Raw genomic sequence first — 12,689 nt, 5'->3', positions numbered from 1 at the left:
CGTTTATACACTGTTAGAAGACAACTAGAAGACAACCTAAAGGTTGACACATTCCCTGAATCTAAAAATTTTGAAGTGAGTCCCGTCCCAGAAACTCTCGCACTACCTTCAGGTAAGCTTCCGGTGCCTCTAGCATGGGGAAGTGAGCGGTATCGGGAATCTCAACATACTCGACTTTCTCACTTAATGCTGCTGCTTGACGCCCCATTGCTGCGGGGATAATGATGTCGTATTCGCCAGCAACTAAAAGTGTTGGAACGGTAAGCTTGGCGAATTCATTAGGCATCACTTCAGATGCTTTTTCGCTAACTGAGGTAATCATAGTGCCTACAGCAGCTTGATAATCTGCCATGAGAAAATCATCTAAGAAAGCACGACTGATGGCACCGGGTAAGGGACGGTGCAAGAATCGCGCCATGAACATTCGGTCAACAAACGGAAGTTGATACAGCCAACGGGGACGGAATTTGACGACGTAACCGCCAAATTTGTGAAAAGCTTTAAATGATTTTTCGTCGTATTCAAAAACGCCGCTACAGGTTAGAATTGCCTTTTCCACTCGTTCTGGATAGTGGTTTAGAAAAAAGACTCCGACAGATGCGCCCATAGAATGAGCATTAAGGTATACGCGATCCAGTTCTAAGGCATCTAATAAGCCTGCTAGGTCATCGGCGTATTCCTCCATTTCGTAAGTGAACTCTTCCGCTGTCGCAGGTTCGTCTGCCAGTGGAGACGAGATTTCTTCTGCTAAGGCGCTACCGTTCCCCACCGCCGAAGGTTTACGCGATCGCCCAAATCCTCGCATATCATACAGCAAGCAGTCAAACGTATCCGACAGGGCTTTTGCGGGGCTTTCCCAGTATCGAGAAGATCCCCCCCATCCGTGCAGAAAGACCATCACCGGCTTATTTTTACCTTCCTCGCTGGGTGTCTTAATCCACTCGTAATAATGGGCGATGCCACGAACTTGAATATGAGCCATGTTGAAATTTTTGAGTTTTGAGTGATGCCTATTATGTAAAAAACCCGTCTTCGAGTAAGAAAACGGGTTTCTATATTATTTTCAGCTTTTTTTGTCCCTAGGGCGAACACAAGCTTTAGGCAGATTCGGGCTTCGGCATCGAGGAGGGATGTACGATGAGTTCGGCAGTCGATCGCTTCTCGACCATTTCCCGCGTAATCATGCAGCGAGTCACATCCTTGCGGGACGGCAACTCGTACATCACATCCAACATCAGTTCTTCAACAATGCCGCGCAGTGCCCGTGCGCCTGTTTTCCGCCGATACGCTTCTTGCGCGATCGCTCGCAGCGCATCCGGCTTAAACTCCAGTTGCACGTTGTCCATCTTCAGCAGCTTCTGATACTGCTTCGCCAAAGCATTCCGAGGTTCTGTCAGAATTGCCATCAGCGCCTCTTCATCCAGCGGATCGACGACCGCCACCACTGGCACCCGACCGATAAACTCTGGGATCATCCCAAACTTCACCAAGTCGTCCGGCTCCAGGTTCCGCACAATATCTGCTGTCCGCTTTTCTCGCGGTTGCCCTTCCCCGCCCTGGACAAAGCCGATTGACTTTTTCCCAGTTCTCTGCTCTACTACCTTCTCCAGACCTACAAAAGCACCACCACATATAAACATGATGTTACTGGTGTCAATCTGGATGCAGTCTTGGTAGGGGTGCTTGCGTCCACCCTGCGGCGGCACATTCGCAACCGTCCCTTCCAACATCTTCAGCAAAGCTTGCTGAACGCCCTCACCAGAAACATCCCGCGTAATTGAGGGATTCTCGCTCTTTCGGGCAATCTTATCAATTTCATCTATATAAATAATCCCCCGCTGTGCTTCCTCAACGTCGAGGTCTGCCACCTGTAGCAGTCGCAGTAGGATATTTTCTACATCCTCCCCCACATACCCTGCTTCTGTAAGCGTGGTAGCATCCGCTACTGCAAAGGGCACATCCAGAATACTCGCCAGCGTTTGCGCCAGCAGGGTTTTCCCGCAACCCGTCGGGCCAATCAGGAGAATGTTCGATTTTTGCAGTTCTACCTGATCTTCATGCCCCCCTTTGGCACTGCCTTTAGACTGAATAAAGCTCAAGCGCTTGTAGTGGTTGTACACCGCTACAGAAAGGACTTTTTTGGCTTCATCCTGACCAATGACGTGTTCATCGAGATACTTTTTCAGTTCTCTCGGTTTGGGAATTTGACTTAAAGAAATATTTCCCGACCGGGTTCGGCGCTTCTGGGGAGGTTCGGCACGAGGCACTGGCTGGGGTGCGGGTGCCCCAGAGTCCAGTAACTCCTCATCTAAAATTTCATTACACAGGTCAACGCATTCATCACAGATGTAGACTCCCGGCCCTGCAATTAACTTGCGTACCTGTTCTTGAGACTTGCCGCAAAATGAGCATTTTAGATGGGAGTCGTACTTAGACATACTTGCCTCTTACCTCAGTGAAGGGACAGTTGCTTCCGAGTGAGGAAGATTCTGTCTGGAGATGACCTGATCGATCAAACCGTAATCTTTTGCTTCAGCAGATGACATGAAGAAGTCGCGTTCGGTATCTGCCGAAATTTTATCAAACGGCTGACCAGTATTTTGAGCCAGTAGCTCGTTCAGCTTTTGCTTATGATAGAGAATTTCTCTTGCTTGAATTTCTATATCAACCGCTTGTCCCTGAGCGCCTCCCAGGGGCTGGTGAATCATGATTCTGGAACTGGGTAAAGCCATGCGCTTACCCTGCGCTCCACCTGCTAGCAAAAATGCACCCATACTAGCTGCTAAACCATAGCATATGGTAACAACATCAGGACGTATTTGTTGCATCGTGTCATAGATTGCCATCCCAGCTGTCACCGATCCACCGGGGGAGTTGATGTATAGCTGAATGTCTTTTTCCGGGTCTTCGGCGTCTAAAAAGAGCAGCTGAGCCACAATCGAGTCAGCCACATTATCATCAACCGGCGTCCCCAAGAAAACGATGCGCTCTCGCAACAGCCGCGAGTAGATATCAAACGCCCGTTCCCCCATTCCGGACTGTTCCACCACCATAGGGACGACGTTACTGGGGAGTTGTGAGTAAATATTACTCTTCCTCAGGTTTGTGATTTCGTAATTCCGGGACAGAGATACATCCATAACGAGCGAAACTTATATTTAAACGCTGCACTATCGAGTGAACTGGCGAGTGGCTCTTCACCACATACTTCCGTTATATCCGAATCCGGTGTATTTGACCATTCAGGACTACCTGTGCAGAGGTCGGGGCAATTTAAAAATTGCCCCGACGCAAGGTTTATTCAACCTCAAACGTCTCAGCCTCTAGTGTGGATTCAGTAGTGGTTGCTGCTACTTCAGTGTCTTCAGCTTGTGCCGCTTCTATGGAGTCTGGAGTGGTTGCTTCAGCCGGAGCTTCCTCTGTCTCCTCAGGAGCGAGAGAGCCTTGGGGAACCAGTTCAATCGTGGCGTGTTCTTCTAGCCACTTGATCGCTTTTTCTTTGAGCAGATCGCCTTCAACAATGGTACGCAACCGTTCTAGGTCGATCTCTTGATCGGGGAACTGCTGGAGTAGTTCATTGACTCGGTCTGTCACCTCTTGCGGTTCAGTTTTGAGGGATTCGCGCTGAGCAATCTCCTCAAGTACCAGAGTTTGTTTGATCCGCTCGATGGCTTCCGGACGCGATCGCACGCCCATTTGTTTTACCATGTCGGGCGTAAACACTTTCTTGACATCCATCCCCATCTGTCCCATCTGGATGATGGTTTGACGAAGCATGGTTTCAACTTCCCGCTGAATCAGGGTCTCCGGCAGGTCAATTTCAACTCTTTTCAAAAGTTCCTTGACAAGCGCTTGCTCTTTATTGGCTGACATTTCTTGCTCAGCCTTCTCTCGGAATTTCTTCTCTAAGTCAGCTTGCAATTCAGCCAGGGTTTCAAACTCGCTGACTTCTTGGGCGAAGTCATCATCCACCGCCGGTAACTCTTTTTCCTTCAGGTCTTTGAGCGTGATGGTAAACATCGCTGTGCGACCAGCTAAATCTTGGCGATAATCTTCCGGAAACTTTACTTCTACTTCCTTGCTGTCTCCGGGATTCATTCCCACAATCCCATCGATAAATTCGCTCAAAAACCGCCCTTCTACCAGCTCAATTTGAGCGTCTTCTGCCTGTCCCCCGCTAATTTCTTCCTGTGCTTCATCTTCTTGTTCGCTGACAAAGCGGCTGGTATAATCGACTACCGCTACATCTCCCAGTTGCGCCGGACGACCTGCCACCGGAATTAACGTAGCTTGCTCGACGCGACGCTCTTCTAAAAATTTCTCTACCGCACTGGAGTCATAGGGGACTTCTTCGGCTTTGATCGCGAGATTGTTGTAATCGCTCACCTGCACCTGCGGTTGGACATCTACCGCAGCTAAGAAAGTGATGGGTTCTCCGGGTTTAAACTGGCTGACTAATTCCTCGAAGTCAGAACGCAGCTCAAAGTTACCAAGCGCCTCAATTGCTTCTTGCTTGAGAGCCTGCTGAAGACCATCTTGAATCAGTTCTTCCAAGGCAGTTGCTTTAATTCGTGCCGTCCCCAGTTGCTGTAGAAGGATCTGGCGAGGCACCTTTCCTTTGCGAAACCCAGGAATATTGGCTGAGCGTGCGAGCTTTTGAATCACCTGCTCGTAGGCATTTTTTGACATATCGGCTGGAATTTCAATTTCCAAGCCAATCTTGCTGGCGGGAAGCTTTTCCTGGGTAACTTTCATCCGTTAACTTCTCTCAAAACTCAGAGCGACAAGGTTGGTAACAATTCGAGAGGGCGGGTATTGCAGACGTTTTCGGACGGTCGGTTCAAGCCAAAGGGATACAATTTCTGTCTCAACCCCGTGATATCCTAGTTTTGCAACAGTTAGAGCCTTGGTAAATAAAACCTTACCTATCCCTCTCGTTGACATATTTGATGATAGTACATTGACTAAGCCATCGCTCTGTTGCGAATTCAATTTAGCTGGTTCGGGACTGGAAACTTCGACGAAGTCGGTGCTAAGCTTGTGTAAAATTTCATTAGAGATATTCGTTATATAACAAGCAACAGTCAAATAAAAAGCATCTTCACTGTACAAGCTCAAATTTCACAAAAAAATATTTAACTTTGGCTCACTCTCATTAAAGCTTTTGACACTTACTATGTATTCAAGAGGAGGAACCATCTTTGTCTGATTCCTATCGCGTTGCCATTCTGGGAGCAACGGGTGCGGTGGGTACGGAGTTGCTAGAACTCCTAGAATCCCGTAACTTTCCGGTTGCTGAGTTGAAACTCTTGGCTTCCCCCCGTTCCGCCGGTCGGACTTTGCAATTTTTAGGCGAAGATTTGCCTGTAGAGGCAGTGAGCGATCGCTCGTTTGATAATGTGGATGTCGTGCTAGCTTCTGCCGGTGGCTCTACTTCTAAAGCTTGGGCATCGAAAGCAGTAGACGCCGGGGCAGTGGTGATCGATAACTCCAGTGCCTTTCGCCTCGATCCTGGGGTGCCTCTGGTGGTTCCAGAGGTGAATCCAGAAGCCGCGGCAACTCATCAAGGAATTATTGCCAATCCCAACTGCACGACGATTTTGTTGGCAGTGGCGGTTTGGCCCTTGCATCAAGTGCAGCCAGTCAAACGCATTGTTGCCGCTACGTACCAATCGGCAAGTGGTGCGGGTGCGAGGGCAATGGAAGAAGTAAAAACTCACACTTCAGCGATTCTCCGGGGAGAAGAGCCAAAACCGGGTATTTTTCCCTACACCTTAGCGTTTAATTTATTTCCCCATAATTCCCCCATGACCGATCTGGGTTATTGTGAGGAAGAGCTGAAAATGCTGAACGAGACGCGCAAAATTTTCGGTGCGCCTGAGCTGCGAGTGACAGCAACCTGCGTGCGGGTTCCCGTACTCCGTGCCCATTCCGAAGCGATTAACCTAGAATTTGAGCAGCCCTTCCCAGTAGCCAAGGCAAAGGAAGTGCTAGCGAATGCTCCTGGTGTTAAGTTGGTCGAAAACTGGCAGACCAATTATTTCCCGATGCCCATTGAAGCGAGCGGTCGGGATGAAGTGCTAGTAGGTCGGATTCGGCAAGATATTTCTCATCCTTGTGGGTTAGAACTGTGGCTGAGTGGAGACCAAATTCGCAAGGGAGCGGCGCTCAATGCCGTCCAAATTGCCGAATTATTGGTGGGACGGCATCTACTGAAACCGACAACCCCAGCTTTTTCTAAATAGTTTTTTACACGACGATTCGCAACAGCAGGGGGCACAGTAATTGTGCGCCCTTCCCAACAAAAACTCATCACAAAACCAATCACGAAAAACAGGGAGGAGTTAAAAGAGTGTGGTAAATTTTGGGCGCGTTCTCACCGCAATGGTGACGCCGTTTAAAGAAGATGGCAGTGTAAATTATGCTGTTGCAGAGCAACTGGCGGCTCATTTGGCTGAAAATGGCAGCGATGCCTTAGTAGTATGCGGCACGACGGGGGAATCTCCGACACTGACTTGGGATGAGGAATACGAGTTATTTCAGGTAGTGCAGCGGGCGGTAGCTGGCAAAGCGAAGGTAATCGCAGGTACGGGGTCAAATTCAACCAAAGAAGCGATCGCAGCCACCGAAAAAGCCGCTAAACTAGGATTAGATGGATCTTTACAAGTTGTTCCCTACTACAACAAGCCTCCGCAAGAAGGGTTGTATCAGCATTTCCTCGGCGTCGCCCAATCCTGCCCAGACCTGCCCCTGATCCTCTACAACATACCCGGTCGCACCGGACAGAATCTCCAGCCAGAAACTGTGGCTCGTTTAGCAGAGATCCCGAATATTGTGGCAATCAAGGAGGCCAGTGGCAACTTAGACCAAGCGAGCCAGATCCGACGCACAACCCCCCCGGAATTTCAAATATACGCCGGGGACGACTCCCTAACGCTACCTTTATTAGCCATTGGGGCGGCGGGAGTTATTAGCGTTGCTAGCCATCTGGTAGGGACTCAGCTCCAACAGATGATCCAAGCCTTTGAAAACGGTCAACCTCAGGTAGCAACCGAGATTCACCTGAAACTTTTTCCCTTATTTAAAGCTTTGTTTTGCATAACCAATCCTATCCCCGTCAAAGTAGCTCTACAACTGCAAGGTTGGGATGTAGGTGCCACTCGTCCACCACTCTGCCATCTCCCAGAGTCAGATAGGCAAATGGTAGCGGCTGTAATGACTCAGATGGCTTTGGTGTAAGGCGACGGTTTTTTGAAAAACTGAATACGTCCACAAAGGCAAGAGTAAAAAGGCGAAAGGCAAAAAAGACAAAGTAAAAAGGCGAAAGACAGAACCTTTTCTTTTTACTTGGGGCTTTTTATGTGCCAAAGCTGCCCTAGCTTATGCAAATTTTCAACGGTTTTGTATTGATTGACATTGATTGACTAAATAGAAGGAAACAAATGACTAAGAACGAATCATCAGCACCCATCTTGAATAAGAACGAACCCTCCGCACCCATCCTCAACAAGAACGAACCCTCCGCGCCCATCTTGAATAAGAACGAGTCATCCGCACCCCTCCTGAATAAGAACGAATCATCCGCACCCACCCTGAAAATTATTCCCCTGGGCGGACTCCATGAAATTGGGAAAAATACCTGTGTTTTTGAATACAACGACGAAATTATTCTATTAGATGCTGGATTGGCTTTCCCCAGCGATTCAATGCACGGCGTCAATATCGTCCTGCCCGATATGACTTATCTGCGAGAAAATCGCCACAAGATTAAGGGCATGATTGTCACCCACGGTCATGAAGACCACATTGGGGGAATCGCATATCACCTCAAACAGTTTGATATTCCAGTCATCTATGGTCCCCGCCTCGCAATGGCGTTGCTAGAAGGCAAGTTAGAAGAAGCAGGCGTTTCCAACCGCACCACACTCAAACGGGTGGGACCCCGTGACATGGTGCGAATTGGCGCTTCCTTCTTCGTGGAATTCATTCGCAACACTCACTCAATTGCTGATAGCTTTACCGTCGCTATCCATACTCCCGCTGGTGTCGTCATCCATACAGGTGACTTTAAGATTGACCACACACCCGTAGATGGCGAGTTTTTTGATTTACAGAGACTGGCTGAATACGGCGAGAAGGGCGTTTTATGCCTGATTAGCGACTCTACAAACTCAGAAGTACCAGGGTTTACTCCTTCTGAGCGTTCAGTTTATCCCAATCTTGAACGCTTTATCAGTCAGGCAAAGGGACGGGTGCTATTGACGACTTTCGCTTCGTCCGTCCACCGGATTAACATGGTTCTGGAAATCGCCCAAAAACATGGACGGGTAGTATCCGTTGTGGGTCGTTCGATGCTGAATGTGATCGCCCAAGCACGCAATTTGGGTTATATCAAGTGTTCGGACAATCTATTCCAACCTTTGCAGTCGATTCATCAGCTGCCCGAAGAGAAGGTGATCGTTCTAACGACAGGTTCCCAGGGTGAGCCGATGTCAGCAATGACGCGGATTGCGAACGGCGAACACCGGCAAATTAAAATCCGTAAAGGCGATACGGTGATCTTCTCGGCAAACCCGATTCCGGGAAATACCATTGCAGTGGTAAACACCATTGATAAGCTGATGATGCAGGGTGCTAATGTCATCTATGGTCGTGATAAGGGGATTCACGTTTCCGGTCACGGCTGTCAGGAAGACCAAAAGCTGATGATTGCCCTGACTCGTCCGAAATTCTTCTTGCCAGTTCACGGCGAACATCGGATGCTGATTCAGCACGCCAAGACCGCCCAAAGCATGAGCATCCCCGCTGAAAATATGGTGATTATTGACAATGGAGATGTCGTAGCGGTGTCGGAAGATGGCATCCAGGTGAAAGGTAAAGTTCCTTCTGGCATTGAGCTGGTAGATAATTCTGGCGTGGTGAAAGCCAATGTGCTGAAGGAACGGCAGCAGTTGGCTGAGGATGGAATTGTGACGATCGCAGCAGCGGTGAACTGGGAGGGCAAACTGAGTGCTAAGCCGGAAGTTCACCTGCGCGGTGTCGTGACTTTAATGGAACGCGATCGCCTACAGGGAATTGTCCGCGAAACCCTAGAATCGCTTTTGAGCGATCGCTGGTCAGAATTCGCCCGCACCTTGGACGATGAACTCTTAGAAGTTGACTGGATAGGACTGCAAACGCTAATGGAGTCCGCCCTCCAGCGATTAATCCGCCGCGAATTCCAGTCTTCTCGCCCATTGCTCGTCTTCTTACTGCAAACTCCGGAAGAAGAGCCACCTGCGAAGGCTGCTGGAAGACGCCGCCGCCGTTCGACTGCGAAGGTCGCATCTTAACTACGCAGATAGAGAGTGTGAGGGAAGCTATGGACGATCGCGCATAGCTTCCCTCTCGCTAGAAAAGATAACAGTGCAAAATTAGAGTTGGAAATAAAATTCCCTGAGAACTGGCGATCCAGAAAGGATCGCCAGTTTGAATTTGTGCGCTTAGTGATGGTGCAAGATATCAGCTTCTCGACTCGGTTCTGGCTTTTTAGCCGGTTGAGACTTTCCACCAGATTTTTTCCCACCACCTTTCAAGCGATCGCGTGCCGACACAATTACGATATACAGAACTGGCACCACAAACAAACTTAAGACAGTGGAGACAATGGTACCGCCTGCGATCGCAGTTCCCAGAGAACGTCGGCTGGCGGCTCCTGCTCCTTCGGGATTTACCAGAGGAGCAATACCCAAGACAAAGGCGAAAGTAGTCATCAGAATTGGTCGCAAACGCTCTTGGGAAGCTTCAATCACCGCCTTAGTTACTGACATCCCGCTTTCTCGGAGTTGGTTGGCAAATTCTACAATTAAAATTGCATTTTTACTCGCCAAACCAATCAACATTACTAGACCAATTTGGCAATAAACATCATTAGACAACCCGCGCATCGATTGAGCTAACAATGCCCCTAAAATTGCCAGCGGAACTGAAAGCAGAATAATGAAGGGGTCAACATAATTTTCATACTGAGCAGCCAGCACTAAGAACACAAAAATAAGTCCCAAACCAAAAATTATTGGTGCTTGACCGCCAGACTCAATTTCTTCTAGTGAAGTCCCCGACCATTCATAACCTAAACCAACGGGTAAAACCTGTTTGGATACCTGCTCCATTGTCTTAATTGCTTGTCCTGAGCTATAGCCAGGAGCAGCAGAACCAGTGATTTCAATGGAGCGATATAGATTGTAGTGATTAATAGTTTGCGCTCCAGTCGTTGGAGTAATTTTTACCAAATTGCTCAAAGGAATCATCTGATTTTGTTGGGAGCGGACATACAGATTACCAATATTTTCCGGGTTAGAGCGAAACTGTTTGTCTGCTTGCACGTACACCCGATAATTTCGCTGCTGTAAATTGAAATCATTTACATATTGCGAACCCAAAAATGTTTGCAGTGTATTAAAAATATCGTCTACCGAAACCTGCAAAGCCTTAGCTTTGTTGCGGTCAACTTCGATTAGTAGCTGTGGCGTATTTGCAGCAAAAGTGCTAAATACTTGTTGCAATCCAGGTGTCTGGTTAGCACGACCTAATAGTTGACCCATTGACTGAACCAAAGACTCTAGGGGACTATTACCGCGTTGGTCTTGCAACTGATATTGGAAGCCGCCAAAACTGCCCAAACCTTGAATTGCCGGAGGATTAACGGGTAAGACTCTTGCTTCGGTGATACCTGATAGCGTACCAAACAAACTGCCAATAATCGCCTGCACTGACTGCTCTTTTTTATGGCGTTCCTCCCAAGGTTTGAGAGTAGTAAATATAATCCCATTGTTAGAAGTATTACCGCTAAAACTAAAGCCACCTACTACGAAAGTTCCGACTACTTCGGGGTTTTTAAGAATTTCTTTTTCTACCTTATCCATAACTTCGCCTGTGTATTGCAGGGAAACGCCTTCTGGCCCTTGGACAAGCGTGATGAAATAACCCTGATCTTCTTCGGGAAGAAACGCTGTAGGTACGCTCAGATAAAGCCAAGCAGTTATTCCCAAAGAAACGATAAACAACCCGACTACGAAGCCTTGAAAGCGTGTCAGGAAGTTAAGCGATCGCTTATATCCTCGCCGCGTCCAGTCGATTGCTCCATTAATTCGGTCAAAAATCCAGCCAAGCCATCCTCCAGGCTTTTGTCCTTGACGCAATAACAAAGCTGAAAGAGATGGAGTTAGTGTAATAGCAATAAAGGTAGAAATACCAACTGAAAAAGCAATTGTTAAGGCAAATTGCTTGTACAGCGCTCCCGTTGTTCCGGGAAAAAATGCAACTGGAACAAACACCGCCATTAGCACCAGTGAAGTTGCAATTAAGGCGCTAAAAAGTTCCCGCATCGCTTCACTTGCAGCGGCACGAGGATTCATCCCCTTTTGCTGGATCAAGCGATCGATATCCTCAACTACAACGATCGCATCATCAACCACCAAGCCAGTAGCTAATGTAATACCAAACAGAGACAAGCTATTAATCGAAAACCCGAATACCTTGATAAAAGCAAAAGTTCCTATCAGGGAAATGGGAATTGTCACCGCTGGAATCAGAGTTGTTCGCCAATCTTGCAAGAAAATAAAAATAACCAAGACGACCAAAACAATCGCTTCAAATAGTGTTTTAACTACTTCTTTGAGCGATTGTTCAACATACAAAGTTGTGTCAAACGCCACCCGATATTGCAAACCAGGCGGAAAGCGAGTAGCCAGCTTTGCCATTTCTGCTTTCACTGCTCTGGCAACATCCAAAGCATTACTACCGGGAAGCTGAAAGATACCCAAACCTACAGCATCATTGCCTCGAAATCGCAGAAAAGAGCTGTAATTTTCCGCTCCTAATTCTGCTCTCCCCACATCCTTAAGTTTGACAAGCGTGCCATCAGTATCCGTTTTTAAGACAATTTCCTCAAATTCAGAAGCTTCTGTCAGCCGACTGACTGCACGCAGGTCAATTTGATACATTTGCCCTTCTGGAGCAGGTTCTTGACCGATTCGCCCAGCACCGACTTGTAAGTTCTGTTCTTGGAGTGCGTTGACTACATCTTGAGACGTTAAACCGCGACTAGCAAGCCGATTCGGGTCTAGCCATAAACGCATAGAATATCGGCGTTCGCCGAAAATTTGCACGTCACCAACGCCTTTTAATCTTTTCAGAGCATCTGTTAAATAGAGGTCTGCGTAATTGCTTAAAAATATGTTGTCGTACTCTTTATTTTCGGCGTACAAACCAATTGCTAAGAGGATGTTGCTGGACTGTTTTGTTACCGTGACGCCAGTTTGTTGTACGGCTTGTGGTAGCTGCGGTTGGGCGACGGAAACTCGATTTTGAATATCGACTGCGGCGATATCTTTGTTCCGGGATGAGTCAAAGGTAGCTGTAATTGTACTGGTGCCATCGTTACTGCTGCTCGAACTCAGATATTTTAATCCCTCGACTCCATTAATTTGCCTTTCTAGGATGTTGGTGACAGCGTTTTCTACGACTTCAGCACTAGCTCCGCTGTAGTTAGCAGTAACGTTGATTTGAGTCGGGCTAATCTCTGGAAACTGGGCGATAGGTAGAGTGGGAATACTAATTCCTCCCACTAGCAAAATAACGATGGCGCAGACTGTAGCAAAGACTGGTCGCTTAATGAAAAAATCTGCAAACATATTGTTAGTAATTTG

At 47.8% G+C, this 12,689-nt stretch carries 8 protein-coding genes; 3 read left to right on the top strand and 5 right to left on the bottom strand.

The window, feature by feature from the left end; genetic code table 11:
• Window positions 1-61 precede the first annotated feature (61 nt).
• From H6H02_RS00725 to tig, 4 genes are all read right to left on the bottom strand, one after another.
• The gene (locus H6H02_RS00725; RefSeq protein ID WP_190813674.1) at window positions 62-982 is read right to left on the bottom strand and encodes an alpha/beta hydrolase; all 921 of its coding nucleotides are present in this window, start codon (window positions 980-982) and stop codon (window positions 62-64) included.
• A gap of 115 nt (window positions 983-1,097) precedes the next feature.
• Entirely contained in the window at window positions 1,098-2,438 is a 1,341-nt protein-coding gene (clpX, locus tag H6H02_RS00720) for an ATP-dependent protease ATP-binding subunit ClpX (protein ID WP_190813672.1), read from the bottom strand.
• 9 nt (window positions 2,439-2,447) lie between these two features.
• Window positions 2,448-3,140, bottom strand: coding sequence for an ATP-dependent Clp endopeptidase proteolytic subunit ClpP (clpP, locus tag H6H02_RS00715; protein ID WP_190813670.1), 693 nt, complete (start codon window positions 3,138-3,140; stop codon window positions 2,448-2,450).
• 157 nt (window positions 3,141-3,297) lie between these two features.
• Window positions 3,298-4,755 carry a trigger factor gene (tig, locus tag H6H02_RS00710; protein ID WP_190813667.1) on the bottom strand — a complete coding sequence of 486 codons (1,458 nt, stop codon included), beginning with the start codon at window positions 4,753-4,755 and terminating at the stop codon, window positions 3,298-3,300.
• Between the two features lie 446 nt (window positions 4,756-5,201).
• Here tig and H6H02_RS00705 point away from each other — a divergent pair, with 446 nt between their 5' ends.
• The 3 genes from H6H02_RS00705 (at window position 5,202) to H6H02_RS00695 (ending at window position 9,332) form a co-directional block, all read left to right on the top strand.
• Window positions 5,202-6,245 (top strand): aspartate-semialdehyde dehydrogenase, encoded by a 1,044-nt coding sequence (locus H6H02_RS00705; protein ID WP_190813665.1) that lies wholly within the window; start codon window positions 5,202-5,204, stop codon window positions 6,243-6,245.
• A gap of 109 nt (window positions 6,246-6,354) precedes the next feature.
• Window positions 6,355-7,239 (top strand): 4-hydroxy-tetrahydrodipicolinate synthase, encoded by an 885-nt coding sequence (gene dapA / locus H6H02_RS00700; protein WP_190813664.1) that lies wholly within the window; start codon window positions 6,355-6,357, stop codon window positions 7,237-7,239.
• Window positions 7,240-7,562: 323 nt separating this feature from the next.
• Window positions 7,563-9,332 carry a ribonuclease J gene (locus tag H6H02_RS00695; RefSeq protein ID WP_242040511.1) on the top strand — a complete coding sequence of 590 codons (1,770 nt, stop codon included), beginning with the start codon at window positions 7,563-7,565 and terminating at the stop codon, window positions 9,330-9,332.
• Between the two features lie 150 nt (window positions 9,333-9,482).
• On the opposite strand, the gene H6H02_RS00690 is transcribed toward H6H02_RS00695, so the two are convergent.
• Entirely contained in the window at window positions 9,483-12,674 is a 3,192-nt protein-coding gene (locus tag H6H02_RS00690) for an efflux RND transporter permease subunit (RefSeq protein WP_190813662.1), read from the bottom strand.
• Between the last annotated feature and the right edge of the window lie 15 nt (window positions 12,675-12,689).

This window comes from Coleofasciculus sp. FACHB-1120 (assembly GCF_014698845.1).
Classification (GTDB): Bacteria; Cyanobacteriota; Cyanobacteriia; order Cyanobacteriales; family FACHB-T130; genus FACHB-T130.
The sequence above is the reverse complement of the archived record's forward strand: the minus strand, read 5'-3'. Positions and strand labels throughout refer to the sequence as shown.

Coding starts and splice junctions, on each gene's coding strand:
- tig (WP_190813667.1), bottom strand. CDS start 4,755: ATGAAAGTTACCCAGGAAAAGCTTCCCGCCAGCAAGATTGGCTTGGAA.
- clpX (WP_190813672.1), bottom strand. CDS start 2,438: ATGTCTAAGTACGACTCCCATCTAAAATGCTCATTTTGCGGCAAGTCT.
- clpP (WP_190813670.1), bottom strand. CDS start 3,140: ATGGATGTATCTCTGTCCCGGAATTACGAAATCACAAACCTGAGGAAG.
- H6H02_RS00725 (WP_190813674.1), bottom strand. CDS start 982: ATGGCTCATATTCAAGTTCGTGGCATCGCCCATTATTACGAGTGGATT.
- H6H02_RS00690 (WP_190813662.1), bottom strand. CDS start 12,674: ATGTTTGCAGATTTTTTCATTAAGCGACCAGTCTTTGCTACAGTCTGC.